The following is a 25,970-nucleotide window of genomic DNA, read 5'->3' on the forward strand; positions in this document are numbered from 1 at the left end:
CAAACAGTTTCACTCAAAAAAAACGGCACCCGAGGGTGCCGTTGGGGCGTTTCATCCAGGCATCATTCCTCGACAAACGCCTCTTCACGCTTGTTCTTGACCGACGGCAAAAGCACGATGACCAGCAGCAAAGCCCCGGCAGCAAGCAGGCCGGCAGACAGCGGGCGCGTCACGAACACGCTCCAGTCGCCGCGCGAGAGCAGCAACGCGCGGCGCAGGTTTTCTTCCATCATGGGGCCCAGGATGAAGCCCAGCAGCAGGGGTGCGGGCTCCGTACCGAGCTTGATGAAGAGATAGCCGATCACGCCAAAAATACCGACCATCCAGATGTCCCAGGTGTTGTTGTTGGTCGAGTAAACACCAATCGCACAGAACAGCACAATCGCGGGAAACAGGAAGCGGTAGGGCACGGTCAGCAGCTTGATCCAGATGCCGATCAGCGGCAGGTTCAGGATGATCAGCATGGCGTTGCCGATCCACATCGAGGCGATCAGGCCCCAGAACAACTCGGGGTTGCTGGTCATGACCTGCGGGCCGGGCTGGATGTTGTGGATCGTCATGGCGCCCACCATCAGGGCCATCACCGCGTTGGGAGGAATGCCCAGCGTGAGCAGCGGAATGAAGGAGGTCTGCGCACCGGCATTGTTGGCCGACTCGGGACCGGCCACGCCGCGGATATTGCCCTGGCCGAAGGGAACTTCGCCCGGCTTCATTTTCATTTTCTTTTCCAGCGTGTAGGCAGCAAACGCGGCCAGCAGCGCACCACCGCCAGGCAGGATACCCAGGGCTGAACCCAGAATGGTTCCGCGCAGCACGGCTGGTGTCATGTCCTTGAAGTCCTGCTTGGTCGGAAACAGGCCGGACACCTTGGCGGTGAACACTTCACGCTCATGCTCGGGCTGGGCGAGGTTGCTGATGATCTCGCCGTAGCCGAACACACCCATGGCAATCACGATAAAACCGATGCCGTCGGTCAGTTCGGGAATGTCAAAGCTGAAACGTGCGACACCGGAGTTCACGTCGGTGCCCACCAGGCCCAGCAACAGGCCCAGCACAATCATGCCGACCGCCTTGAGCAGCGAGCCCGATGCCAGCACCACGGCGCCGATCAGGCCCAGCACCATCAGGGCGAAATACTCCGCAGGTCCAAATTTGAAAGCCAGCTCTGTCAGCGGTGGCGCAAAAGCGGCCAGGATCAGGGTACCGACGCAGCCGGCAAAAAACGAGCCCAGACCGGCCGCGGCGAGGGCCGGTCCCGCTCGCCCCTTTCTGGCCATCTGGTAGCCGTCAATGCAGGTCACCACGGACGAAGACTCACCGGGCAGGTTCACCAGGATGGCGGTGGTCGAACCGCCGTACTGTGCGCCGTAATAAATGCCGGCCAGCATGATGAGTGCGGACACCGGGGGCAACGCGTAGGTGGCCGGCAGCAGCATGGCAATGGTGGCCACCGGTCCAATGCCGGGCAACACGCCAATCAGGGTGCCCAGCAGGCAGCCGGCGAAAGCGTAGAGCAGGTTGATCGGCGTGAATGCCACGCCAAAACCCAGAGACAAGTTTGCGATCAGATCCATTTTATTTTCCTTAGCCGGTAATGAAAGACGGCCACACGGGGAACTGCAATTTCAGCGCAAGAACAAAGGCCAGATAGCTGCCAACGGCCAGGATGGTCGCCAGAATGAGGGTCGTCTTGAATTTCCAGCCGGGCTCGGCCATGCTGGCAATGAAAGTCAGCGCATAAATCGCCACGATCATGCCGAAGGCCGGGAAATTGATGGCCGGCAGACCGGCCAGCAAAATGCCGAACACCACGTTGGCGGCAATGATGTAGACCAGCGGCTTCCAGGCCCACTTGCCGATCTTGTCTCCGCCCACCGTCTCGACCACGAGGGCCTTGAAGGTAATTACCGCCCCAATGAGCGCCAGCAGGACGCCGAGCATGAGCGGGAAGTAGCCCGGCCCCATGCGTGCGCCGGTGCCGACGTTATAAGTGGTTGCACCCCATGCAAATGCCACACCGATACCCATGAACATGAGACCGGCAAAAAAGTCTTTCTGACTCTTGATATTCACGGTTTGGCTCCTCTGACTAAAGAATGAATCGGTGGATTGTGCATGTAATTGCCCCTGAAGGGGATGTGGCTTTCACTTACGCAAAAAAGGCGCAGAAAGCGCCAAAAGAGCCCGCCTGTCCCGCTCGGGACAGGGTTCAAGCCATCGGCGGTGTGGTGGAAAGGATTTCCTCGATGGTGGTCAGGCCTTCCGCCACCTTGAGCGCACCCGCCAGCCGCAACGGCCGCATGCCGTCGGCCACGGCCTGGCGCCGCAGCGCGTCGATGCTCGGCTCTTTGGTGACCTTGTCCTTGAAGGCCTCGGTCACCGTCAGCAGTTCATACAGCCCCATGCGGCCGAGAAAACCGGTCATCCGGCAGTCGACACAACCGACCGGCTTGTAGGGCTGGTAGGCGCCATTGATCTGCCAGGGCTTGACAATTTCGGTCAGCGTCTCGCGCGAACTGCCTTCGTCTTTCTCGCGGCACTGCGGACACAGCATGCGCACCAGGCGCTGGGCCAGCACACCCAGCAAGGTGGCATTGATCAGATAGGAAGGCACGCCGAGCTCCATCAGGCGCGACACCGCCGAAGGCGCGTCGTTGGTATGCAGCGTGGAAAACACCAGGTGGCCCGTCAGCGCGGCCTGCACCGCCATTTCCGCGGTCTGCAGGTCGCGGATCTCGCCGACCATGATGATGTCCGGGTCCTGCCGCATGAGCGCGCGCAGGCCTTCGGGGAAATCGAAATCGAGGTGCGCCTGCACCTGGGTCTGGTTGAAGGCCGGCTCGATCATCTCGATGGGGTCTTCGATCGTGCTGACGTTGACCTCTTCGGTGGCGATGCGTTTGAGCGTCGAGTACAGCGTGGTGGTTTTTCCCGAGCCGGTCGGGCCCGTCACCAGCACGATGCCGTAGGGCCGCTTGACGAGCTGCTCCCAGCGCGTCGCATCGTGCTGGGAAAACCCGAGTGCATCAAGGTCCTTGACGGTGGTGTCAGGGTCAAAAATCCGCATCACCATTTTTTCGCCGAAGGCCGTCGGCAAGGTGGACAGCCGCATTTCGATTTCATCGCCGCGCGGGTTACGGGTCTTGATGCGGCCGTCCTGCGGCCGACGCTTCTCGACCACGTCCATGCGGCCGAGCAGCTTGATGCGCGCCGTCATGGCGTTGTGCACCCCCATGGGCAACTGGTAGACCGGGTGCAACACGCCGTCGATGCGGAAGCGGATCACGCCCTGGTCGCGCCGCGGCTCGAGATGGATGTCACTGGCGCGCTGGTCAAAAGCGTATTGCCAGAGCCAGTCCACCACTTGCACCACGCCCTGGTCGTTGGCATCGAGCTGTTTGTTGGTTTTGCCCAGCTCCACCAGTTGTTCGAAACTGGCGGCGCCGGCATTGCCGCCGGCTTTCATCGCCGCCTTCACCGACTTGGCCAGCGCGAAAAACTCGGCGGTGTAACGGGCAATCTCCACCGGGTTGGCCACCACCAGCCGTACGCTGCGTTTGGACTGGCGCTCGACCTCGGAGACCCAGTCGGTGACGAAGGGCTCGGCGGTTGCGACCACAACCTCGGACGTGGTGACCTGCACCGGCAACACCTTGTGGCGTTCGGCATACACCGCTGACATGGTGTCGGCCACCTTGCCCACATCCACCTTCAGGGGGTCGATGCGCAGGTAACCCAGGCCGGCGCGGCCGGCCAGCCACTGGGAAATGGTTTCAATGTCCAGCGGCTTGCCGTCGGCCACGCGGGTCATGCTGACGCTGGCGAGCCGGATCAGCGGGTGTTGCGCGCTCTGCACCTGCGAGCAGCGCGCAATCGTGCGCTGCGCCTCGGCCGCCGAAATCACCCCGTCGTCACTGAGCCACTCCACCAGTCGGCGCCAGTCCAGCGGCCCGGCAGGGGCAGCGGACCGGTTGGTGGATTCAGAGGGGTTTTTGGGAGGCACGGCAGCACGCATGCAGGCACTTTAACTGATAGCCCCCTGCGGCAGAAAACTTCTCGGGCACGGCTCAGAAAACGGGTTTGAACAGCCTCAGCCATTTTTTGGCGGGCAGGCCGAAGCGGGACTCGATCACCTCGGCCCTCTGCGAAAGTTCTGTCCGCCCGGGCCGGGTCGGCTCGCGTTGCGCGGCCACGACGGTGTTGCCCTCGCGCGTTGGCTTGAAGGCCCAGACGGACTCGGGGCCAAAAACCTCGGCGATTTTTTTCAGCGAGCTGATATAGCTGGAGTCGCGCCCGAACAGGTTGACCGTCATGACGCCGTCCTCGCTGAGCAGTTCGCGGCAATCGGCATAGAAGTCCGCGCTGTCGAGCACCGGCGCTGCCGCTTCATGGTCGTACAGGTCCACCTGCAACGCGTCCACTGTGCCGTGGTGCTCTGCCTTGCGGATTTCCTGCGCAGCGTCGGCCACGATGACCTTCAGGCGCACGTCATCGGCGGGGAGCTTGAACCACAACCTGCAGGCGGCCAGCACCTGCGGGTTGAGCTCGATGGCCGTGGTTTTCATCTTCAGCTTCCTGTAACAGAACTTGGTCAGCGCCGCCGAGCCCAGGCCGAGCTGCATCGCGTGGCGCGCCGCCACCGGGCCGGACTCGGCCAGCAGCAGCCAGACCATCATGCGCTGCACATACTCCAGCTCAATGTCGAAAGGTTTGTCCAGCAGCATGGACCCCTGCACCCACTGGGTGCCTAGGTGCAGGTAACGAACGTCACCGTAATCCGAGAAATTCACCTCGGGCAGTTCTGCCGCTGGAAGCTGGTTGCGGTTGTTGCTGGTTTCTTTACGGGCCATCGGGTCAATCGGTCAATCTGTGTTTTTCGAATACGTCGCGCCAGGCAGCGAGTTTGCGCTCAAACGACCAGGAGGCATTGGCCGGGCTGGTGGACGGCAACTTGTAGACAGACAAGCCCAGCCGCACGGTGTGCGGGGAGTGTTTGAAGCTCTCGGCGCCATTGTGGGCGATGGCTTCCAGCGCCGGACACTGCAGCAGCAGGGCGGAAAAATCGTTGACCATCGGCTGGCGGATGCGGCTGTCCAGACTGCCTTCGCGTTCGCAGGAGGCATACACGTCCCAGAGGCCCAGCCCTCTGTCCAGCAGCCATGCGCTACGGTTTTGATAGCTGTTTCCGCCTGACGGTATTGGGCTGGATGGCCAAATGGCTTGAAGAATTTTCCAGAACTGGTTTTGCGGGTGGCCGTAGTACTGCTGCGCCGCCAGCGAAGCCACGCCGGGAAAACTGCCGAGGATGAGCAGGCGGGTCCGTTGGCTGACCAGCGGCGCCAGGCCCGTCAGCATGCGCTCAGGGCCTGCAGCCGGGGCAGCGCCGCGGCGGCGTTGGCCGAAGTCGCCAGCGCCAGGGCGTCGACCGTGATGCCACGCAGCCCGGCCACCACGGCAGCGATGCGCGGCAACTCGGCCGGTTCGTTGCGCCCCTGGGCCTGGCCCGCGCCACGCTGCTGCGCGGTGGCGTACAGCCAGTGCGGCGGGATGTCCGGCGCGTCGGTTTCCAGCACCAGCGCCTCCAGCGGCAATTCGGTCGCCAGGCGCCGGAGCTGCAACGCCGGCTCAAACGTGACCGCTCCGCCAAAACCGAGCTTGAGGCCGAGCTTGAGGAATTCGTCGGCCTGTTGCCGGCTGCCATTGAAGGCGTGGGCAATGCCGCGCCAGCCTTCCTGCGGCACCAGCTCGCGCAGGTGCTTGAGCAGTTTGTCGGCAGATCGGCGCACATGCAGGATCACCGGCAAGCCGTGTTTACGGGCCAGCAGGAGCTGCTCGCGGTAGAAAGACTCCTGGCGCTCGCGCAGGGGACTTTGGGTCAGGGCCGGCACAAAATAGTCAAGCCCGATTTCGCCCACCGCGACCAGCCGGGCATCGTCTTTGCGCAGGGCCAGTTCGGCATCGAGCAGGGCCAGGTCGCCCTCCTGCGCCTGGCCGACAAACAGCGGGTGAATGCCCAGCGCATAACTGTCACCAAAATCGTGCGCCAGTGTACGCACGGCCGCAAAATCAGCCACCCCGACCGCCGGCACCACGCAATGGGCCACGCCGGCGGCGGCCGCCCGCGCCCGCACGCCCGCGCGGTCCCTGTCAAATTCCGGGGCATCAAGGTGGCAATGGGTGTCTATCCAGCGCAGCATATTCCGATGATGCCTGATCGCCCGCCCGCCGCGATGACCCCACGGATGCCTGAAGATTGTGCAGGGTTGGATCAGACGTGATACCGTGCATTTGTCAGTCCGGAAATCCCCGGGAAACCCTTTTGACAGGTGACACGGATGCGCAGGCCAGCCCTCTACAGCAGCTCCAGCAGCCCCCCTCCGGCGGAGGTGCCCGGGCAGCAGGCGCAAACCGGGCCCGTCACTGAGCATGCTCCTGGAACACGTTTTTTCTCGCTGTCCAATCCGCGCCTTCTCTGGGCCGCGCTCGCGGTGATGGCCTTGCTGCTGGCCCTCAGCCTCTCGCTGGCGCTCCGGCCGCAGCCCCGCAAGCTGACGCAGGCCGACATCCATGCAGCCGTCCTTAAAACGCTGGAAACCGCCCAGCTGCCCTCAGCCGTCGCCAGGGCCTACGACACCATTCGCCCCTCGGTGGTGCGCGTCACCGGCTACGGCAAGAGCAAGAACGGCAAGGAAGACGTGGAGATCGGCGTCGGCACCGGCGTGGTGATTGTGGACAAAGGCATCATCCTGACCAACCTGCATGTGGTGCAGGGCGCGCAGACCATCAAGGTGGTGTTTTCCGACGGGCTCGAATCCACCGCCCACATCACCGGCGCCCAGCCCGAAAACGACCTGGCGGTGCTGCAGGCCCACAAGATCCCCGACGACATGATTGCAGCCACCATGCGCTCCACCGGCGATCTGGCGCCAGGCGACCATGTGTTGGCCGTGGGTTATCCCTTCGGCATCGGGCCATCGGCCTCGGCTGGCGTGATCTCCGGCCTCAAGCGCACCTTCCGCTCGCCCGAAGGCAAGCAGGAAATGAGCAACCTGATCCAGTTCGACGCCGCCGCCAACCCCGGCAATTCGGGCGGCCCGCTGGTCACCATGGACGGCGAAGTGGTCGGCATCGTCACCGCCATCCTCAACCCCAACCAGCAGCGCAGTTTTGTCGGCATCGCTTTTGCCGTGCCGATTGAAAACGCCGCGTCCGCCGTCGGCCTGACCCCTTTCTGAAGGACCTCCCCATGCAAACACCCGCCACTTCGCAGGACCCCCACACCGCGCAACTGATGGAGCAGATCCTCTACGAGGTCAAACGGGTGGTCGTCGGCCAGGACCGTTTTCTCGAACGCGTGATGGTGGCCATCCTGGCCCAGGGCCACCTGCTGGTTGAAGGTGTGCCAGGCCTGGCTAAAACCCTGACCGTCAAGACCCTGGCCAACACCATCCAGGGCCATTTCAAGCGCATCCAGTTCACGCCCGACCTGGTGCCGGCCGACCTGGTGGGCACCCGCATCTACAACCAGAAAACCGGCGACTTCAGCACCTCGCTGGGCCCGGTGTTCACCAACCTGCTGCTGGCCGACGAGATCAACCGCGCGCCGGCCAAGGTGCAAAGCGCCCTGCTGGAGGTCATGCAGGAGCGCCAGGTCACGATCGCCGGCGAGACGCACCGCGTGCCCGAGCCCTTTCTGGTGATGGCCACGCAAAACCCGATCGAAACCGAAGGCACCTACCCGCTGCCGGAAGCGCAGGTGGACCGCTTCATGATGAAGGTGCTGGTGGACTATCCGACCGACGAGGAGGAGTTCGTGATTGTCGAGCGCGTGATCGGCCCGGCCGTGGCCGTCTCCAGCGTCGCCACCACCGCGCAACTGGCAGAACTGCAGCGCGAATGCCGGCGCGTCTATGTGGACCCGTCGCTGATCCAGTACGCCGTGCGCCTGGTCTCGGCCACCCGCACGCCTGAAAAACACGGCCTGAAAGACCTGGCCCGTTTCATCACCTTCGGCGCCAGCCCGCGTGCCACCATCAACCTGACCGAAGGCGCCCGCGCCCTGGCCATGCTGCGCGGACGCAGCTATGTGCTGCCCGAAGACATGACGGACCTGGTTCCCGATGTGCTCCGCCACAGGCTGGTGCTGTCCTACGAGGCGCTGTCCGAGGGCCTGAGCGCAGATACCGTGATCGCCAGAATCATGGCCAAAGTGCCGGCACCGGCGCGGCCGCTTGAACACGACAAGCTTGCTGCATGAATATGTTGCCCCCACGGTCGCTCACTGCGTGTAGCTCCCTGCCCCCCGGGGGGGCCGCTGCGCCTGCGGGCCGGCGAAGCCGGACCCGCGGCCCCTGCTTGAACGAGAGTCTTCCTCGTAACTTCGCGGTGTTTTCCGTTCTTCCTGAGCTTGCCGAAGGATGCCCTGTGGGCGCTGACAGTCCATGAAAAACTGGTTTCGCAAATCCGCTCCAACAGAAGGTGCCGTTTCTGCACCGGCGGCCTTGGTGCAGGCTGGCGGCGCTGGCGGCGCCGAGCACGTGCTGCGCCGTCTCGAATGGACAGTGCTGCGCCGGCTCGACGGCCTGCTGCAGGGCGACTACCGCACCTTGATGCGCGGCACCGGCATGGACCTGGCCGACCTGCGCGAATACCAGCATCACGACGACGTGCGCCATATCGACTGGAATGTCACGGCGCGCCTGCAATCGCCGCATGTGCGCGTTTTCACCGAAGACCGTGAAATGGCCAGCTGGTTCCTGCTGGACCTGAGCCCCTCGGTTGATTTCGGTTCGGGCGAGCAGCGCAAAAGCCAGGTCTCGGCCGAGTTTGTTGCGGTGCTGGCCCGCGTGCTGACACGCCACGGCAACCGGGTGGGCGCCATGCTGTACGGCACCGGTGTGGATACGGTGCTGCCGCCGCGCGGCGGGCGGGCGCATGTGCTGCAGTTGCTGCACATGCTGCAGACCCGTCCCGAGACCACCGGTACGGTGACCACCCGGCTGGACGACCTGTTGACATCGGCTGCGCAGCTGCTGCGCCGGCGTTCCACGGTGTTTGTGGTGTCCGACTTCATCAGTGAACCCGGCTGGGAAACAACACTCGGCCAGCTGGCACAGCGCCATGAGGTGGTGGCGGTACGCCTGCTGGACCCGCTGGAACTGGAGCTGCCCGACCTCGGCCTGATCCCGATACGCGATGCGGAAACCGGCGAGCAGTTGCTGGTCGACACCCACGACGCGGGTTTTCGCCGACGCTTTGCGCGTATTGCCGCGCAGCGCGAGGCCGACTTGCGCCAGGCGCTGGCCCGGGCCGGCGTCGACACGCTGGAGTTGTCCACTGACGGCGACCTGGTCGATGCCATCATGCGTTTTACAGAACTGCGCAAGCGCCGTGGCCAGGTCTCGGGTGCTGCCGGCCGAGGTGGCCGCGGCAAGCTGCCCGGCCACCTGAAAGCGGCAGCCTGAGCCCCCAAGGAGATGACCCCATGACACCTCCCATGACCTTTCTCTGGCCCCAGTTTCTGTGGCTGATGCTGGCTCTTCCCCTCCTGGTAACGGCTTATGTCTGGCTGCTGCGGCGCAAAAAGAAAATGGCGTTACGGTATGCCAGCCTGTCCATCGTGCGCGAAGCCATGGGCACGGGGCAGAGTGTGCGCCGCCACATTCCGCCGCTGCTGTTCCTGCTGGCCATCGCCACCATGCTGCTGGCCGCCGCGCGGCCGTTTGCCGTGGTCACCCTGCCCTCGCAGCAGGAGACCATCATCCTGGCGATGGACGTGTCCGGCAGCATGCGCGCCACCGACGTGTTGCCGAACCGCCTGGTCGCTTCGCAAAACGCCGCCAAGGCCTTCCTGGCCGACCTGCCGCGCAGCGTGCGCGTCGGCATTGTCGCGTTTGCGGGCACCGCCTCTGTCGTGCAGTCGCCCACCCTGAGCCGGGAAGACCTGGTCACGGCCATCGACAAGTTCCAGCTGCAGCGCGCCACGGCGATCGGCAACGCCATCGTCGTCTCGCTGGCCGAATTGTTTCCGGATGCGGGTATTGACCTGGCGTCGCTGACCTACGGCCGCAACCGCAACAGCGGCATCGCGATTGACCTGGCGCCGAAAGAGCCGAAGAAGGAATTCACGCCGGTGGCCCCGGGCTCCTACACCTCGGCAGCCATCATCCTGCTGACCGACGGCCAGCGCACCACCGGCGTGGACTCGATGGAAGCTGCCAAGATGGCGGCCGACCGCGGCGTACGCGTCTACACCGTGGGTGTGGGTACGGTCGACGGCGAAACCATCGGTTTTGAAGGCTGGTCCATGCGCGTCAAGCTCGACGAGGAAACCCTCAAGGCCATTGCCAACAAGACCCAGGCCGAATACTTCTATGCCGGCACCGCGGCGGACCTGAAGAAGGTTTACGAAACCCTGAGCTCGCGCCTGACCGTCGAGAAAAAAGAAACCGAGATCTCCGGCTTGCTGGCGCTGGTGGCTTCGGTGCTGGCGCTGCTGTCGGCGGGCTTGTCGCTGCTTTGGTTCAACCGGATTCTTTGAACCTGTTGCCCCCCGGCATCACGCTCCGCCTCGGGTTCGCTTCTGACAGTAGGACCAACTCCCCACTCCCTCCCCCCGCCCTCCCTCGCCCCGCTGGGCGATGGAGGGGGCTTCATTTGGCCGCGTGTGCTGCGCTCGCGTGCAAACATGACAGTCCCGTGAGTCGACCTGACGCGCTTCGCGCGTCAGGGACTCCCCGCACCCGAACCCGTATTCGTCCCCACCACCCGTCGGGCTGGGCCGAGGAGCGCAGACAAAAGCGGATCAGGGCTCGCGATTGTCTGAGCCGAAGGCGAGTTCGAGCGAGCCCCCGCTTTTGCCGAGCACCACAGGTTGCCCGCAGCGAAGCGGAGGGACCCAGACCATCGGGTCGCCTTTCTTTTCCTTAGGTTTCTTTGGCGAAGCAAAGAAAAGTAAGTCGCCCGCCGGGGCGAGACCCGGCTTGTTGGCAAACTACAGCGCTTCAGAAAAATGAGTAGTGAGCAAACATGGATCCCGGATCAAGTCCGGGATGACAAGATTTAGAAAACGTCCGCTATAAATTCAATAGCTGTCTGCGCCCGTCACATAAGGGCTGCGGCCCTGAATCTCTTACAAAAATGCGCTTTGAGCCACCACAGGCGGCAAGCACCTACTGCACATGACATTCCCGCCGCAGCAGCGCCAGGGCGTCATTGAGCGCGTGAACCGCATCGCTTTGCAGCGTGGGCTGCGCCTCGTCCACAAAGGCTTCCCACAAGCTGGTGTAGGCGTCCTGATGCTGCGCCGGGGCGTGGTCCAGGATGTACTGACGGGCCAGCGCGGGATGGAAACCTGATTTCCAGATCTTGCGCACCAGGGTCGCGGCGCCTTTTTCGGTCAGCATGGTTTTGGGCGTGGCGCCGGCGGCCACACACAGCAGCAGGGTCAGCAGCGAACCATCGTCACTGTTGCCGCCGGTGACCTTGTTCCATGCCGCGGACGCCTGGCGGTCGTGGTGGTCCACCTCGGCCAAAGCGTCTTCGACCCAGAAATACCGGCCCATGAAGGCCGGGCTGCGGTCAAACAGCTGGCGCACCGGCAAGGCCGGGTCGAGTATTTTCGGGGCGTCGGCCATCACCGACAGCCGCACGCCGTCCACCACGCCGTGCAGGTGCGCAGGCAATTTTTTCGGGACAGCGACAGGCAGCGCCGCCGGGGCAGTCCCGTGTTTTTTGCGCAGGGCGCCTATCATTTTCTCGAACGCGACCCAGTCGGGCATTTCGACGCGGCCCAGCGCCAGCACCAGCAAGGCGGTGCGGATCACCGCTTCCGCATCCTTGCCCGCCTCGTCCAGTTCATCGGCGTCCATGCCCAGCTCCCCGGCCAGCCAGAGCGCGGCATCCACCACCTGCGCCACCTGGCTGCGCCTGGCGAGTTCGGCCTGGTAGTCGGCCAGATTGCGCAGCGACCATTTGGCCAGCAGCGGAATGTGTTCGTCGCGAAAACCACCGCGCTCGTTCATGCCAAAGTGGCTGTTTTGCGGCATGGCGATCAGGGCCTTGAGCATGTCCGAGCCGCCCTTGGAGCGCGACAGCAGCGAAAAATCGCGCAGCGACTCGGCCGCCTGCCCGACGTCGCCATCGCAGCTGCTTTCCAGGTACAGGCTGATCAGGTTCACCATGCGGTCGCGGGCTTTTTCCAGATCGGGGCGCAGGAACTCGTTGCCGAAATACCGTGCAATCTGCACCATGCCTTTCGCCCCCTCGACCCGCATGGCCTCGATTTTTTCCGGACCGATGATGCCGTGCAACACCCCATGCTGCAGCGCCTTTTCGAAAAAAGGACGCGCGTCGTAGAGCGAGACGGCAGTCGGCGAAAGCATGGGCGTGTGCAAGGTCAGATCGCCGATTCCTCATCGGACTCGCGCGCCGTCGGCGTGGCCTTGCCACGGTCGGTGTCGCCGGTCTCGACCTTGCCATCGTCCTCGGTATCTTCCTCGTCGTCGTCTTCCTCCGAAGCCGCCGCCTGATGCGCACTGACCTTGGCGCGCAGCACCATCAGCATCTCGATGAACAGGTCCGGCAATTGGTAACGCAGGATCCAGGCGAGTTCCATCCAGTCCTTGTCGGCGATTTCATCCTGCTGCACACGCGGCTTTTCGTAAGCCGAGGCCAACAGGGCGGACTGCGACAACATCTTGCCGTACTCGTCGGCCGGCTCGAAGCTGCCGCTGCGCGCAAAACCCTCGACACGGCTCCACTGGTCCGAAAAATAGTCGGCGAGGGCCTCGGCGCCGCCGTCGAGGTCGCCAATCGCAGTGAGGAATTCCACCGGATCCGCTTCCTCCCGGAAGATGACCGCGTTGACCATGCCACGCAAATGCGTACGGGTCAGGTCCTTGTAGAGTTTCTCGATCACCACCGCGCGGGCGAACTGCGCGGGCGACACCAGCAGGCTGACCACCGACTCTTTCGAGTTGTCGTATTCGCGAATCACGGCCAGCACATCCTTGGGCGGCAACTGCTCCAGCACCACCATCAGCGCGGCATCGCCTTCGGCATCGGCCAGTTCCACCAGCGCCGACTCGGCACCCACGATGTCGCCAGCCGCAATCAGGCTTTGGGTTTTTGCTATCAGGGCAAGATGCTGGGTCATCAGGGTTTCACTTTCGGGTTTCCAATTGCTTGCATCAGTCTTTGGCGTCAAAGCCCTGCTGGACCAGCCAGTCGGCACCCGCCTCCTGGCGTGTACGGGCGTCGCTGCCCTGACCGCCCTCGCCATCGTCCTCAAAAATCACCAGCTCCTGGTCGTCGTCCCGGTCGCTGTCTTCGTCTTCATCCTGGTCTTCGTCGCTGACGATGATCGCGGTGGCCACCGGCAGACCGGCCATGTACTCCAGACCGGCCGTCACCGCCAGAAACCTATCCCCACCCGGCGACCTCAGCACGATCTCGGCCAGCTCGCGGGCCCAGGGCGCCAGCGCCAGGCTGCCTGCCAGGCTGCTCCAGGGCGGAAACACATCCTCGTCATGCGTGAGCAGGTGCTCCATGACGGCTTTTTCGGTGAAATCAAAACCCTGGTGAAAAACGACGGCCACCATTTCAGGGCTGATGTCCATCATCTGCACCAGAAAGGCCATCTCCTGGCGTTTACCGGCCAGGCGCTGCTGCAGCACGTCGCGCCCCTCGGAGTCGAAGCGCAGGTCCTCCATCTCGGACTGGTAGGCCGAGCGCAGCTCAAGGAAGTAGGGGGAGATGCTCATGCAGCCGGGGTTTTCATGGTTCAGTTCCTTGGGTCAGCGGGTCGAAGTAGTTTTGCCAGATGTCGGTCGCGGTGGCCAGCGGGCTGTCGAGCAGGTTGCGGCGGCGGTTGTCGTCGTAAGCCTGGCGTTTTTCAGTGTCCGACAGCACTTCGTACGCTTGCTGCACCGCCCGAAAACGCGCCGGCGCCTGTGGATCGGCATTTTTGTCGGGGTGCCAGAACGAAGCCTTCTGGCGAAAGGCCTTCTTGACGTCGGCCAGCCTGGCAGCGCTGTCCAGCCCGAGGGCGGTGTAGTGATCGGTCATGCGCAGGTGGGGTTGTGCTGGACCGCAAGCAAGGCGCTGCCACGGCATATTGGGGGGCTCACCGGCATGAAAAGGCACAGGCGCGGGCGACGAGGAGACCCAAGATTATGCACGCCCGGCCCTTTTCAGGGCGGGAGGCCGTTGAATGCCCTTGCGCTGGCCCGGCCGTGCCCGGTCAAGCGCTCAAGACGGCCAGGGGCCTCACGCCCACGCCGACAAGCGCCCCGACACCAGCCTGAAACGCCGGCCACAGCGCGCCGCCAGCGTTTCGTCATGCGTCACCATCACAAAGGCCGTGCCGTGCTCACGGGCGAGCTGCAGCATCAGTTCGAACACGCCGTCGGCGGTGCTCCGGTCCAGGTTGCCGGTGGGTTCGTCGGCCAGCACACAGGCCGGCCGCGTGACCAGCGCACGCGCAATCGCCACTCGCTGGCGCTCGCCGCCCGAGAGTTCGGCCGGTCGGTGGTGAATGCGGTCTTTCAGGCCCACACTGGCCAGCATGGCGCCGGCGGTTTGCGCCGCCTTCTCGCGGTCCTGACCCCGTATCCATAGCGGCATGGCCACGTTGTCGAGCGCGCTGAACTCGGGCAGCAGGTGGTGGAACTGGTACACAAAACCCAGGTGCCGGTTGCGCAGCTCGCCCTGTTCGGCGGGCGAGAGCGCAGACATCTGTTGCCCCTTGAGCTCGACGCTCCCGCTGGTGGGCGCATCCAGTCCACCCATCAGGTGCAGCAAGGTGCTTTTGCCGGAACCGGAGGCGCCGACGATGGCCAGGGTTTCACCGGCAAAAACCTGCAGGTCCACGCCGTGCAGCACGGTCAGGTCGATCGGGCCTTCGTGGAAGCGCTTGGTCAGGCCTTGGGCTTTCAGAACAATTTCATTCATAACGCAATGCTTCGGCAGGATTGACACGGCTGGCGCGCCAGCTCGGATAAATGGTGGCCAGGAAAGCCAGCACCAGCGCAATCACGACGATGGGCATGATGTCGGCGTACTGCGGTTCACTGGGCATGCGGCTGATCAGGTAGATGTCCTTGGGCAGGAAGCTGGCATTGAGCAGCCGCTCCAGCGCCGGCACGAGCACATCGATGTTGAGCGCGATACCCAGCCCCAGCAACAGGCCGGACAAGGTGCCGATCACGCCGACCATCGCGCCCTGCACCATGAAGATGCCCATGATGCTTTTCGGGCTGGCGCCCAGGGTGCGCAGGATGGCGATGTCGGCGCGCTTGTCGGTGACCGTCATCACCAGGGTGCTGACCAGGTTGAACGCGGCAACGGCCACGATCAGGGTCAGGATGATGAACATCATGCGTTTTTCCAGTTGCACGGCGGCAAACCAGGTCTTGTTCTGCCGCGTCCAGTCGCGGATCAGCAAATCACCGCTGAGGCTGCGCGACAACTCGGCCGCCACTTCGCGCGCCTGGTGCAGGTCCTTGAGCTTGACGCGGATGCCGGTCGGGCCTTCAAGGCGGAAAATCTTGGCGGCGTCGTCCTGGTGCAGCATGACCAGCGCCGAGTCGTATTCGAAGTGGCCCGAGTCGAAGGTGCCGACCACGGTCATCTGCTTGAGGCGCGGCACCACACCGGCCGGCGTGACCTGGCCGCTGGGCGCGATCAGCGTCACCTGGTCGCCTTCACGCACCCCCAGCGAACGCGCGAGTTCGCCGCCCAGCACCACGCCGAACTGGCCGGGCACCAGCCTGGCCAGCGTGTCGACCGAGGCCGCCGCGAGGTCGGTCACCTGGCCTTCCAGCGCCGGATCAATGCCGCGTACCAGCGTGCCCTTCATGTCTTCGCCGCGAGCCAGCAGGGCCTGTGCGGAAATAAAGGTCGCGGCACCCACCACCTGCCGGTTGGCCTTGATTTCTGAAAGCGTTTTCTGCGGGTCCGGCAGCGCTGCGCCATTGGGTGCAAACACCTCGATGTGCGAGATCACGCCCAGCATGCGGTCGCGCACTTCCTTCTGGAAACCGTTCATCACGCTGAGCACGATGATCAGTGCCGCTACGCCGAGCGCGATGCCCAGCATGGAAACGCCCGAGATGAAGGAAATAAACCCGTTGCGCCGCGTGGCTCGGCCGGCGCGGGTGTAGCGCCAGCCCAGAATCAGTTCATAGGGGATTTGCATGGGACGATTGTGGCATCAGCCGGGAACCTTCCGCATAACGCCCGCCCTGCACGGGTTATGCAGCGGGGCCTTGCATCCCGGACAATAGCGGCATGCCCGACTCCTTCCCCCCGCCCCCCCACCATGGGGTGTTGCCGTTTGCCGCCTGCGTTTCTGACGACTGGCTGCCTGCCATCCAGGCCATGCCAGCCAGTGCTTTTCGAAACTTTGGCAAGTTGCTGCAGGGCATGCTGCCGGTCCACACCGACAGCGGCGATGTGCGCTCGCTGTCGCCGCCGCACGAGCGGGTGCTGGCCCGGGCGCTGGGCCTGCCCGCGCCCGACGGCCTGATCCCCTGGGCCGCCTGGCAGCACCTGCAGGCCGGCGGCACGCCCGCGGACCGGGCCTGGGCGGTCATCACGCCTTGCCACTGGGCCATGGGCCGCGAACACGCCACCATGACCGACCCGGCCGCACTGGACCTGGTGGAGGAGGAGTCGCGCACGCTGCTGGCGGCCATGCAGCCCTACTTCGAGACCTACGGCATCACGCTGCACCATGCGGAGCCGACACGCTGGCTGGCCGAGGGCGAGCTGTTTCGCCACCTGCCAAGTGCCTCGCTGGACCGCGTGCTGGGCCGCAATGTGGACCCCTGGCTGCCGGGCGCGGGGAGCGCGGGGGCCCGTTTCGGCGCCGGGTCGCCCCAAGCCGAAACAGCCCCCTCGGGGGGCAGCGTATTACACGAAGTGAACAGCGTGGGGGCCAAGGCAATGCGTTTGCTGCAGAACGAAATGCAGATGCTGCTCTACACCCATGCGATCAACGACGCGCGTGCGGCCAGAAGGCAGCTGATCGTCAACTCCTTCTGGATCAGCGGCAGCGGCGCCCTGCCTGATACCTTCCATGCCAAAGTGCAGCCGGCCACCACGCTTTCGCGCAGCCTGGCCCACGCCGCTTTCAGCGACGACTGGGCCGCTTACACACAAGCCTGGACGGCGCTGGATGCCGGCGAGGGCGCGCGGCTGCTCGCCCTTCAGCAAGGCGGCGCGACTGTCCGGCTGAGCCTGTGCGGTGAGCGTCATGCCATCACCTTCGAAACCGCAAAAACCGGAATTTTCTCCAGAATGAAACGTCTTTTTGGCCAGCAGCCCCTGCCTGTTCTGCTCGAGCAGCTATGAAAATAATAGTACGCGAAGCACCGCCGCGCAGCGTCTGGGCGCTGCAGCAGGCTGGCGTTCACCCCTTGCTGGCGCAGTTGTATGCGGCGCGCGGGGTGCGCACCGCCGACGAGCTCGACGACGGTCTGGCCCGGCTGCTGCCGCCAGCGTCCATGAAAGGCACTGCGGAGGCCGCCGTGCTGCTGGCTGACGCCATCGCCGCGAACAGGAAGATCTGCGTGGTGGCCGACTACGACTGCGACGGCGCCACCGCCTGCGCGGTTGCGCTGCGCGGCCTGCGCCTGCTGGGCGCCAGCCAGGTCGGCTACATCGTGCCGGACCGCGTGGTTGACGGCTACGGGCTGACCGCAAGCATCGCCGAGCGCGTCAAGGCCACGGGCGCCGACCTGCTGGTCACGGTGGACAACGGCATCGCCAGCATCGACGGCGTAGCGCGCGCGCGCACGCTGGGCATGCAGGTGCTGGTGACCGACCACCACCTGCCGGCGCTGAAGGACGGCGCCATCGTGCTGCCCGACGCCGACGTGATCGTGAACCCGAACCAGCCCGGCTGTTCGTTCGAGAGCAAGGCCATGGCCGGCGTCGGCGTGATGTTTTATGTGCTGCTGGCCCTGCGCGCGGAATTGCGCAAGCGCGGCGTGTTTGACGCCACCACGCAGCCGAAGCTCGATGCATTGCTGCCTCTGGTCGCGCTCGGCACCGTCGCCGACGTCGTCAGGCTGGACGCCAACAACCGCCGCCTGGTGGCGCAGGGCCTCAAACGCATACGCGCCGGCGCCTTGCCGGCCGGCCTGGCGGCACTGTTCACTGCCGCCGGCCGCGCCGCGGCGGTGGCGACCAGTTTCGACTTCGGGTTTGCCCTCGGCCCGCGCATCAACGCCGCCGGCCGGCTCAGCGACATGACGCTGGGCATCGAGTGCCTGCTGACCGACGATGCGGGCCGCGCCGACGAACTGGCCAAAACGCTGGACGGCATCAACCGCGAGCGGCGCGACATCGAGGCCGGCATGCGCGAACAGGCGCAGTACGCGGCCGACGCGATGATCGACGAGGATGAAGCGCCCCCGCCGGCCATCGCGATCTTCGACCCCGACTTCCACGAAGGTGTGGTCGGCATCGTGGCCTCGCGCATCAAGGACAAGCTGCACCGCCCGACCTTTGTGTTTGCGGCCAGCCAGGCGCCCGGCAAGGAACACGAGCTCAAGGGCTCGGGCCGCTCGATTGCCGGTTTTCACCTGCGCGATGCGCTGGACCTCGTCGCCAAACGCCACCCCGGCGTCCTGCTGCGTTTTGGCGGCCACGCAATGGCGGCCGGCTGCACGATTGCCGAGGAGCACTTCGAGGTGTTCGAGCAGGCGCTGCAGCAGGTGGCGCACGAGTGGCTGGACGCCGCCACCTTGCTGCGCCGCCTCGACACCGACGGCCCGCTGGCGCCCGAATACCGGCGCGCCGACCTGGTGGACACGCTGCACAAAGAGGTCTGGGGCCAGGGTTTTGCGGCGCCGACCTTCAGCGAAGAGGTCGAGGTGGTCTCGCAACGCCTGGTCGGCGAAAAACACCTGTCGCTCAAGCTCAAGCACCAGGGCCAGCCGGTGGACGGCATCTGGTTCGGCCACACCGAGTCGTTGCCGGCGCGCGTCAAACTCGCCTTCCGGCTCGATGCCGACGAATGGCAAGGTATCAAACGTGTACGTTTTCTGGTGGAGGCGGCAGAAATTTGAGCGATTTTGGCCTCCAGCCCAAACAGGACGTGCGCAAGCAGCTATTGATTTGGTAGCATCTTCGCACCGGCACAGCCTGCCAACACCCCGGAACCGAGCGTCATCCCCATGAACGACCCCCTCGCCCTGTACCCCGCCCTGGCCCAGGTCGTGCCCGCGCTGGCCGAGCTGGGGCCGGAGGCCGGCCCGCTCAGCGTGCCGGCCGGCACCGTGCTGTTCGATGAAAACGCGTCCTGCCAGGGCTTTCCGCTGGTGCTCAGCGGCGAGATCAAGGTCTCGCGCCATTCCGGCGACGGGCGTTCGCTGGAGCTCTACCGCGTGGTCCCCGGCGAGTTGTGCCTGGTCTCCAGCGCCTGTCTGTTTCGCAGCCAGCCGCTGTCGGCTCAGGGCGTGACCACCCGGCCCACCACCCTGCTGCTGATCGCCCCGCCGGTGTTTGCCCGCTGGCTGGAAACCCCGGTGTTCCGCAACGGGGTACTGGGACTGTTTGCCGAACGCATGGCCGACCTCACCGGCTTGATCGACGCCATTGCCTTCCAGCGCCTGGACCAGCGGCTGGCGGCCGCGCTGCTGGGCCGCGGCCAGGACCTGGCGCTGACGCACCAGGCGCTGGCCGACGAGCTCGGCACCGTGCGTGAAATCGTCTCGCGCCTGCTGCGCCGCTTTGAGCGCGAGGGATGGGTCGAGCTTGCGCGCGAGCACATCCACATCCGCGACAGCGCTGCACTGCGCGCCATGGCCGCGACCCTGCACGCCTGAGCCGCGGGCGGCCTGAAGGGCCTGTGCGTGACCCAGGTCACAGACCCGGGCTGCGCCGGGGCGCCCAATGCAGGTGTCAGTTCTTCTTTCCGCTTTTCAAAGGAGCCCACCATGAAATCCAACGTCGGCGGCATCGACCGCATCCTTCGCATCGTCCTCGGCCTGGTCCTGATCGGGCTGGCCGCAACCGGCACGGTCGGCCTGTGGGGCTGGATCGGTGTCGTTCCCCTGGCCACCGGCGCCATCGGCTGGTGCCCGCCTTACGCCCTTTTCGGCTGGAACACCTGTTCCATGAAAAACAAGGCGTGACGCGCCGGGCGTGAGCTCAAACCGGGGGCGTGCGCCTGCGCCTTGCGTGGCGTCCCCGGCTGTAGCCCTTGTCTGACGGCCCCTGGCAGGGCTAACCTACAGCCACCATCCACCGTTCAGGCCATGATCTGGAACAGAAGGTGCACCCGCCGGTGCTTCCAGAAAACCTCCAGAGGAACGAATGAACACCATCATTTACATCGTCGGCCTGATCGTCATCATCGGCTTCATCCTGTCCTACTTCGGCTTCCGCTGAAATCCGCGCCTGCGCAGGCCACGCTATTGAATTAATAGCTACTTGCGCCTGTCCGTGATGGGCTGAAGGCACAAACAACCTGAAAATTCATTTCAGCAGGGTGTACTCCCCGCCGCGCGTGATGGCCCGCTGGTAAGCCGGCCGGGCGTGAATGCGCTCCAGAAAAGCCATCAGTTTCGGCCGGCTGGCGTCCAACCCGCCGCGCGCTGCCGCTGCCTCCAGCACAAAGCTCAGCTGGATGTCCGCACCGCTGAAAGCTTCACCTGCAAACCAGGTGCTCTTTCCCAATTCCCCCTCCAGATAATCCAGGTGCTGCCTGATCTGCGGCTCGATGAAGGCCGCCTTGGTCTTGCTGCTGATCGCCTTGGCGATGGGTTTGGCAAAAAACGGCATGGGCGTGGTTTCTATCTTGTCGAACACCAGCTTGAGCAGCAGCGGCGACATGGCCGAGCCTTCGGCGTAGTGCAGCCAGTAGGTGTAGCGCAGCCGCGCCGGCGTTCCGGGCGCCGGCGCGAATTGTCCGGCCCCGTAACGCTCCACCAGATAGTCGATGATGGCGCCCGACTCGGCCAGGGTCAGCTCACCGTCGGTGATCACCGGCGACTTGCCCAGCGGATGCACGGCGCGCAGGGCCGCGGGCGCCAGCATGGTTTGGGGGTCGCGCTCGTAACGCTGGATCTCGTAGTCAACGCCCAGTTCTTCGAGCAGCCAGAGGATGCGTTGCGAGCGGGAGTGATTGAGGTGATGGACAGTGATCATGGGAGCATCCGGTGAAGTTCAGGAAGTGTTGCCATGGTAGGCCATGACACGGCGCACCACGTCAGCAGGGCATAAAGCCTAAAATGACCCGGTGACCCTCAAAAACATCCTGAACGCTGATCTGCACTGTCACTCCGTGGTGTCCGACGGCACCATGAGCCCTGAAGCGCTGGCCGAGCGGGCCAAAACCAACGGCGTCGAACTCTGGTCCCTGACCGATCACGACGAAATCGGCGGCCAGCACCGCGCCGCCGCGGCGGCCCGGGCGCAGGGCATGCACTACCTGACGGGCACGGAGATTTCGGTGACGTTTGCCGGCGAAACCGTGCACATCGTCGGCCTCGGGTTCGACCCCGACGACGCGGCCATGCAGCAGGGCCTGCGCAACACGCGTGGCGGCCGCGAACAGCGCGCCATGGAAATGTCCGACTCGCTGGCCAAGGCAGGCATTCACGGCGCCTACGAAGGTGCACTGAAGTTTGTCGGCAACCCGGACCTGATCTCGCGCACCCACTTTGCGCGCTTCCTGGTGGAAACCGGTGTCTGCAAGGAAACCTCCGAAGTGTTTCGCAAGTACCTGACCGAAGGCAAACCCGGCTACGTGCCGCACCGCTGGGCCAGCCTGCAGGACGCCGTGAGCTGGATCACCAGCGCCAAGGGCGTGGCCGTGATCGCCCACCCGGGGCGCTACAAATTCACCCCCAACGAAGAGTACGCGTTGTTCACCGAATTCAAGTCCCATGGCGGGCAGGCCGTGGAGGTGGTGACCGGCAGCCACAGCACGCAGGAATACGTGAAATACGCCGAAACCGCCCAGGAGTTCGGCCTGGCCGCCTCGCGCGGCAGCGACTTCCACAGCCCCGACGAAAGCCACACCGACCTGGGCACCCTGCCCTTTTTGCCCGGCCACCTGACCCCCGTCTGGGAGATCCTGGAAGACCGCATCCTGTGAGCCGCACACCTTCGGCCCTTGCAGGCATTGCGCTGGTCATTGCTGCCACCGCCTTTTTTGCAACGCTGGACACCACCACCAAGTTTGTCAGTGCCAGCGTGCCGCTGTTGATGGCCCTGTGGTTTCGCTACTTTTTCCAGGCGCTTGCCACCACGGCCGTGGTGCTGCCGCTGCGCGGCCTGAGCGTGCTGCGCACCGCCCACCCGAAGTTCCAGTGCCTGCGTGGCCTGCTGCTGCTGATGAGCAGCCTGTTCGCCTTCCTGAGCCTCAAGTACATGCCGGTGGCCGAATTCACCGCCATCGGCGCCATCGTGCCCCTGCTCATCACCTTGCTGGCCGCCACCGCGCTTGGCGAAAAAGTCTCGGCACTGCGCTGGTCGCTGGTGCTGGGCGGATTTGCCGGTACGCTCATCATCATCCGTCCCGGCGGCGAAGACTTCACCTGGACGCTGTTGCTGCCGCTGGGCATGGTGGCGACCAACACCGGCTTCCAGGTGCTCACCAGCCGGCTGGCCAAAACCGAAGACCCGATCACCATGCATCTGTACACCGGCTGGGTCGGCACGCTGCTGGCCTCGCTGGCCCTGCCTTTTGTCTGGATCACCCTGCCCTCGTGGTCGCTGTGGGGCTGGCTGCTGCTGATGGGCGTGGCGGCCACCGTCGGGCATTTCATGCTGATCCTCGGCTACATGCGGGCGCCGGCCGCCACCCTCACGCCCTACCTGTATGCCCAGATCGCCTTTGCGATGGTCGGCGGCTGGATTGTTTTTTCACACGTGCCGGACGGCTGGTCCATGATCGGCATGCTGATGATTGCCATCTGCGGTGCGCTGGGGGCCTGGCTGACCGCGCGTGAAAGCCGGGCGCTCAGAGAGTTCAGTGTGCGGCCGGCAGAGTCCTGACATCCTTGCGAAACACACACCATGGCCCAGTATTTCGAGATTCACCCCGACAACCCGCAGGTGCGCCTGCTCAGGCAGGCGGTGGCCCTGCTGACGCGCGGCGCGGTGATCGCCGTGCCTACGGATTCGAGCTACGCGCTGGTGTGCCACCTCGACGACAAGACCGCCGCCGACAGCCTGCGCCGCATCCGCGGCGTGGACGACAAACACCACCTGACCCTGCTGTGCCGCGACCTCAGCGAGCTGGCCAACTACGCACGCGTCGACAACAAGCAGTTCCGTCTGATCAAGGCCGCCACACCGGGGCCCTACACCTTCATCCTCGAAGCCAGCAAGGAAGTGCCGCGGCGCCTGAGCCACCCCTCGCGCAAGACCATAGGCCTGCGTGTGCCCGGGCATAAAACCCTGCAGGCGCTGCTGGAGCTGCACGGCGCGCCGCTGCTGGCCACCACGCTGATTCCACCCGGTCAGACCGAGCCGCTGAACGACGCCAGCGAGATCCGCGACCAGATGGAGCACGACCTGGCGGCAGTCATCGATGCCGGCGCCTGTCCCAAGGAAGCCACCACGGTGATCGACCTGACCCCCATGGGCCAGGGCGATGACCCCGTGGTCGTGCGGCAGGGGCGCGGTGACCTCGCAGCGTTGGGGCTTTAGCCGCGACGATGCTCCGCGTGGACCCGTTCCCCACCAGCCGGGGCCGCGGAACCGGCTTTGCCGGGCCGCAGGCGCAGCGCCCCCTCGGGGGGCAGAGAGCTACGCGCAGCGAGCGAACGTGGGGGCTCACCGTCAATGAGACAATTGGCGGATGGACTTTGCCAACCTGATTCAAACCGTTGCCATTTACGCGCTTCCCGTGCTGTTTGCCATCACCGTGCACGAGGCGGCACACGGCTACGTCGCACGTTACTTTGGCGACAACACCGCCTGGATGCTGGGACGTGTCACGCTGAACCCGATCAAACACATCGACCCGGTGGGCACCATCCTGATGCCGTTGGTGCTTTACTTCGCAACCTCGGGCGCCTTTTTGTTCGGTTATGCCAAACCGGTGCCGGTGCAGTTCGGCAAGCTGCGCAACCCCAAACGCCACATGGTCTGGGTGGCCCTGGCCGGTCCGGGCGCCAATCTGGCCCAGGCCCTGCTGTGGGGAGTTGCGCTCTACCTGCTGCAGGGCGCGGGCCTGACCGAGCCATTTTTTATCAAGATGTGCCAGGCCGGCATTCTGGTCAATGTGGTGATGCTGGTGTTCAACCTGTTTCCCTTGCCGCCGCTCGATGGTGGGCGTGTGCTGGTGGGCCTGCTGCCCTGGAAACAAGCCATGCTGGTCTCGCGCGTGGAGCCCTGGGGGTTCTTCATCGTGATGGCGCTGGTGATTGCCGGCGTGATCACCAACCTGTGGATGCGGCCGCTGATGACGCTGACCTACGCCCTTCTTGAAATCGTGCTCACGCCTCTGGCGATGCTGGTGCAATGACCCTGGACAAATGATGACAAACAAGCCTTCCGACGCCGCCGCGTCTCCCACCACTTCGCCTTCGCCCCAACGCTTTCTCACCGGCATCACCACCACCGGCACGCCGCACCTGGGCAACTATGTCGGTTCGATCCGGCCCTCCGTTGCAGCCAGCACCGGCGCCGGCGCAGAGAGCTTTTACTTCCTGGCCGACTACCACGCGCTGATCAAGTGCGACGAGCCGGCGCGCATCCAGCGCTCGACGCTGGAGATCGCCGCCAGCTGGCTGGCCGCCGGTCTGGACCCGGAGCGCGTGACCTTTTACCGCCAGTCCGACATTCCCGAGATTCCCGAACTGACCTGGCTGCTGACCTGCGTGACGGCCAAGGGTGTGCTCAACCGTGCCCACGCGTACAAGGCGTCGGTGGACAAGAACACGGCCGCCGGCAACGACCCGGATGCCGACGTCAGCGCGGGCCTGTTCATGTACCCGGTGCTGATGGGCGCCGACATCCTGATGTTCAAGGCGCACCACGTGCCGGTCGGCCGCGACCAGATTCAGCACATCGAGATGGCGCGCGACATGGCGCAGCGTTTCAACCATCTGTATGGTGAACACTTTGTGTTGCCGCAGGCGCTGATTGAAGAGTCGGTGGCACTGCTGCCCGGCCTGGACGGCCGCAAGATGAGCAAGAGTTACGACAACACCATCCCGTTGTTCACGCCGCGTGAGCAGCTGAAAAAACTCATTTCCGGCATCGTCACCGACTCGCGTGCACCGGGCGAGCCCAAGGACGTGGAAGGCTCCGCGCTGTTCCAGATTTACCAGGCCTTTGCCAGCGAGCCTGAGACCGCCGCGCTGCGCCAGGCCTACAACGAAGGGATTGCGTGGGGCGACGCCAAGCAGCGCTTGTTCGAGCGGATTGACCAGGAAGTGGCCCCCATGCGTGCCCAGTACGAGGCGCTGATGAGGGACCCCGCCAGAATAGAAACCATCCTGCAGGCCGGTGCCGACAAGGCACGCCAGCTGGCTGCGCCCTTCCTGCGGGAACTGCGCCACGCGGTGGGCCTGCGCAACCTGGGCTCCCAGGCGAGCACCACCCCCAAAGAGAAGGCCGCCAAGGCCTCCCTGCCGGTCTTCAAACAATACCGAGAGGCCGACGGCAAGTTTCATTTCAAGCTGGTCGATTCCCAGGGACAGCTGTTGCTGCAAAGCCACGGCTTCGACGCCCCCAAGGACGCCGCGCAGGCGATTGGCCTGCTGCAAACCCATGGCGCCAGCGCACTCGACGGATTGCGGGACAAACTGCAGCCGCTGCCCGGAATCACGGCGCCAGCACTGGATCTGGCCTTGCAACAGCTGGTCGAAGCGCGGTCCTGACGATCGGAACGCGGCTGTCAAAACACCTCCTGCAGCGGAAGTGTCAGGGTGACAAGTAATGAAAAAGGATGTGTTTTTTAGCACTGAAACGTGAACTAGTTCCGGACTTAAAATCTATCG

26 protein-coding genes are annotated in these 25,970 nt (G+C 64.6%); 13 read left to right on the forward strand and 13 right to left on the reverse strand.

The window, feature by feature from the left end; genetic code table 11:
- Positions 1 to 62: 62 nt before the first annotated feature.
- The 6 genes from PSV26_RS06355 to PSV26_RS06380 form a co-directional block, all read right to left on the reverse strand.
- Positions 63 to 1,574: a tripartite tricarboxylate transporter permease gene (locus tag PSV26_RS06355; RefSeq protein ID WP_300568917.1), complete on the reverse strand. Its 1,512-nt coding sequence runs from the start codon at positions 1,572 to 1,574 to the stop codon at positions 63 to 65.
- 10 nt (positions 1,575 to 1,584) lie between these two features.
- Positions 1,585 to 2,073 carry a tripartite tricarboxylate transporter TctB family protein gene (locus tag PSV26_RS06360; protein ID WP_300511652.1) on the reverse strand — a complete coding sequence of 163 codons (489 nt, stop codon included), beginning with the start codon at positions 2,071 to 2,073 and terminating at the stop codon, positions 1,585 to 1,587.
- A gap of 136 nt (positions 2,074 to 2,209) precedes the next feature.
- The gene (locus tag PSV26_RS06365) at positions 2,210 to 4,015 is read right to left on the reverse strand and encodes a GspE/PulE family protein (RefSeq protein ID WP_300568919.1); all 1,806 of its coding nucleotides are present in this window, start codon (positions 4,013 to 4,015) and stop codon (positions 2,210 to 2,212) included.
- A gap of 52 nt (positions 4,016 to 4,067) precedes the next feature.
- On the reverse strand, positions 4,068 to 4,850 hold the full coding sequence (locus tag PSV26_RS06370) for a spermidine synthase (RefSeq protein ID WP_300511654.1): 783 nt from the start codon (positions 4,848 to 4,850) through the stop codon (positions 4,068 to 4,070).
- 4 nt (positions 4,851 to 4,854) lie between these two features.
- Entirely contained in the window at positions 4,855 to 5,355 is a 501-nt protein-coding gene (locus PSV26_RS06375; RefSeq protein ID WP_300568921.1) for a DNA-deoxyinosine glycosylase, read from the reverse strand.
- Positions 5,349 to 6,197 (reverse strand): TatD family hydrolase, encoded by an 849-nt coding sequence (locus PSV26_RS06380; RefSeq protein ID WP_300568924.1) that lies wholly within the window; start codon positions 6,195 to 6,197, stop codon positions 5,349 to 5,351. The genes PSV26_RS06375 and PSV26_RS06380 overlap by 7 nt, the downstream gene beginning before the upstream one ends.
- Positions 6,198 to 6,335: 138 nt before the next feature.
- Here PSV26_RS06380 and PSV26_RS06385 point away from each other — a divergent pair, with 138 nt between their 5' ends.
- From PSV26_RS06385 to PSV26_RS06400, 4 genes are all read left to right on the forward strand, one after another.
- Positions 6,336 to 7,235: a trypsin-like peptidase domain-containing protein gene (locus PSV26_RS06385; protein ID WP_300568927.1), complete on the forward strand. Its 900-nt coding sequence runs from the start codon at positions 6,336 to 6,338 to the stop codon at positions 7,233 to 7,235.
- Between the two features lie 11 nt (positions 7,236 to 7,246).
- Complete coding sequence (locus tag PSV26_RS06390) at positions 7,247 to 8,257, forward strand: MoxR family ATPase (RefSeq protein ID WP_300511658.1); 1,011 nt, start codon at positions 7,247 to 7,249, stop codon at positions 8,255 to 8,257.
- Positions 8,258 to 8,441: 184 nt separating this feature from the next.
- A complete protein-coding gene (locus tag PSV26_RS06395; RefSeq protein WP_300511659.1) occupies positions 8,442 to 9,464 on the forward strand; it encodes a DUF58 domain-containing protein in 1,023 nt (340 codons plus the stop codon).
- A 32-nt stretch (positions 9,465 to 9,496) separates the two neighbouring features.
- On the forward strand, positions 9,497 to 10,540 hold the full coding sequence (locus PSV26_RS06400) for a VWA domain-containing protein (RefSeq protein ID WP_300569094.1): 1,044 nt from the start codon (positions 9,497 to 9,499) through the stop codon (positions 10,538 to 10,540).
- Between the two features lie 631 nt (positions 10,541 to 11,171).
- Here PSV26_RS06400 and PSV26_RS06405 read toward each other — a convergent pair.
- The 6 genes from PSV26_RS06405 to PSV26_RS06430 form a co-directional block, all read right to left on the reverse strand.
- Positions 11,172 to 12,383, reverse strand: coding sequence for a hypothetical protein (locus PSV26_RS06405; protein ID WP_300568930.1), 1,212 nt, complete (start codon positions 12,381 to 12,383; stop codon positions 11,172 to 11,174).
- 14 nt (positions 12,384 to 12,397) lie between these two features.
- Positions 12,398 to 13,156 carry a hypothetical protein gene (locus tag PSV26_RS06410; protein WP_300511661.1) on the reverse strand — a complete coding sequence of 253 codons (759 nt, stop codon included), beginning with the start codon at positions 13,154 to 13,156 and terminating at the stop codon, positions 12,398 to 12,400.
- Positions 13,157 to 13,190: 34 nt separating this feature from the next.
- Positions 13,191 to 13,763 carry a hypothetical protein gene (locus PSV26_RS06415; RefSeq protein ID WP_300511662.1) on the reverse strand — a complete coding sequence of 191 codons (573 nt, stop codon included), beginning with the start codon at positions 13,761 to 13,763 and terminating at the stop codon, positions 13,191 to 13,193.
- 13 nt (positions 13,764 to 13,776) lie between these two features.
- Positions 13,777 to 14,067, reverse strand: a complete 291-nt coding sequence (locus tag PSV26_RS06420; protein ID WP_300568933.1) for a DnaJ domain-containing protein — start codon at positions 14,065 to 14,067, stop codon at positions 13,777 to 13,779.
- 201 nt (positions 14,068 to 14,268) lie between these two features.
- Positions 14,269 to 14,952, reverse strand: a complete 684-nt coding sequence (gene lolD, locus PSV26_RS06425) for a lipoprotein-releasing ABC transporter ATP-binding protein LolD (protein ID WP_300568936.1) — start codon at positions 14,950 to 14,952, stop codon at positions 14,269 to 14,271.
- The gene (locus PSV26_RS06430) at positions 14,945 to 16,198 is read right to left on the reverse strand and encodes a lipoprotein-releasing ABC transporter permease subunit (RefSeq protein ID WP_300511666.1); all 1,254 of its coding nucleotides are present in this window, start codon (positions 16,196 to 16,198) and stop codon (positions 14,945 to 14,947) included. The genes lolD and PSV26_RS06430 overlap by 8 nt, the downstream gene beginning before the upstream one ends.
- 92 nt (positions 16,199 to 16,290) lie before the next feature.
- Between PSV26_RS06430 and PSV26_RS06435 the strand changes: the two genes are divergently transcribed.
- The 4 genes from PSV26_RS06435 (at position 16,291) to PSV26_RS06450 (ending at position 20,144) form a co-directional block, all read left to right on the forward strand.
- A complete protein-coding gene (locus PSV26_RS06435) occupies positions 16,291 to 17,355 on the forward strand; it encodes a hypothetical protein (RefSeq protein WP_300568939.1) in 1,065 nt (354 codons plus the stop codon).
- Positions 17,352 to 19,076, forward strand: coding sequence for a single-stranded-DNA-specific exonuclease RecJ (gene recJ, locus PSV26_RS06440; protein ID WP_300568942.1), 1,725 nt, complete (start codon positions 17,352 to 17,354; stop codon positions 19,074 to 19,076). The genes PSV26_RS06435 and recJ overlap by 4 nt, the downstream gene beginning before the upstream one ends.
- A 108-nt stretch (positions 19,077 to 19,184) precedes the next feature.
- Complete coding sequence (locus PSV26_RS06445) at positions 19,185 to 19,835, forward strand: Crp/Fnr family transcriptional regulator (protein ID WP_300568945.1); 651 nt, start codon at positions 19,185 to 19,187, stop codon at positions 19,833 to 19,835.
- Between the two features lie 111 nt (positions 19,836 to 19,946).
- Positions 19,947 to 20,144: a DUF2892 domain-containing protein gene (locus PSV26_RS06450; RefSeq protein ID WP_300568948.1), complete on the forward strand. Its 198-nt coding sequence runs from the start codon at positions 19,947 to 19,949 to the stop codon at positions 20,142 to 20,144.
- A gap of 343 nt (positions 20,145 to 20,487) precedes the next feature.
- On the opposite strand, the gene PSV26_RS06455 is transcribed toward PSV26_RS06450, so the two are convergent.
- On the reverse strand, positions 20,488 to 21,159 hold the full coding sequence (locus tag PSV26_RS06455; RefSeq protein WP_300568951.1) for a glutathione S-transferase: 672 nt from the start codon (positions 21,157 to 21,159) through the stop codon (positions 20,488 to 20,490).
- Between the two features lie 91 nt (positions 21,160 to 21,250).
- Between PSV26_RS06455 and PSV26_RS06460 the strand changes: the two genes are divergently transcribed.
- The 5 genes from PSV26_RS06460 (at position 21,251) to PSV26_RS06480 (ending at position 25,850) form a co-directional block, all read left to right on the forward strand.
- Positions 21,251 to 22,111 carry a 3',5'-nucleoside bisphosphate phosphatase gene (locus PSV26_RS06460; RefSeq protein WP_300568953.1) on the forward strand — a complete coding sequence of 287 codons (861 nt, stop codon included), beginning with the start codon at positions 21,251 to 21,253 and terminating at the stop codon, positions 22,109 to 22,111.
- Positions 22,108 to 23,013 (forward strand): DMT family transporter, encoded by a 906-nt coding sequence (locus PSV26_RS06465; RefSeq protein WP_300511675.1) that lies wholly within the window; start codon positions 22,108 to 22,110, stop codon positions 23,011 to 23,013. The genes PSV26_RS06460 and PSV26_RS06465 overlap by 4 nt, the downstream gene beginning before the upstream one ends.
- A gap of 21 nt (positions 23,014 to 23,034) precedes the next feature.
- Positions 23,035 to 23,670 carry an L-threonylcarbamoyladenylate synthase gene (locus tag PSV26_RS06470; protein WP_300568956.1) on the forward strand — a complete coding sequence of 212 codons (636 nt, stop codon included), beginning with the start codon at positions 23,035 to 23,037 and terminating at the stop codon, positions 23,668 to 23,670.
- A gap of 151 nt (positions 23,671 to 23,821) precedes the next feature.
- Complete coding sequence (locus tag PSV26_RS06475) at positions 23,822 to 24,490, forward strand: site-2 protease family protein (RefSeq protein WP_300511679.1); 669 nt, start codon at positions 23,822 to 23,824, stop codon at positions 24,488 to 24,490.
- 10 nt (positions 24,491 to 24,500) lie between these two features.
- Entirely contained in the window at positions 24,501 to 25,850 is a 1,350-nt protein-coding gene (locus PSV26_RS06480; RefSeq protein ID WP_300568958.1) for a tryptophan--tRNA ligase, read from the forward strand.
- The last annotated feature ends 120 nt before the right edge of the window (positions 25,851 to 25,970 follow it).

This window comes from Polaromonas sp. (genome assembly GCF_029945685.1).
In the GTDB taxonomy this organism is placed as follows: domain Bacteria; phylum Pseudomonadota; class Gammaproteobacteria; order Burkholderiales; family Burkholderiaceae_C; genus Polaromonas.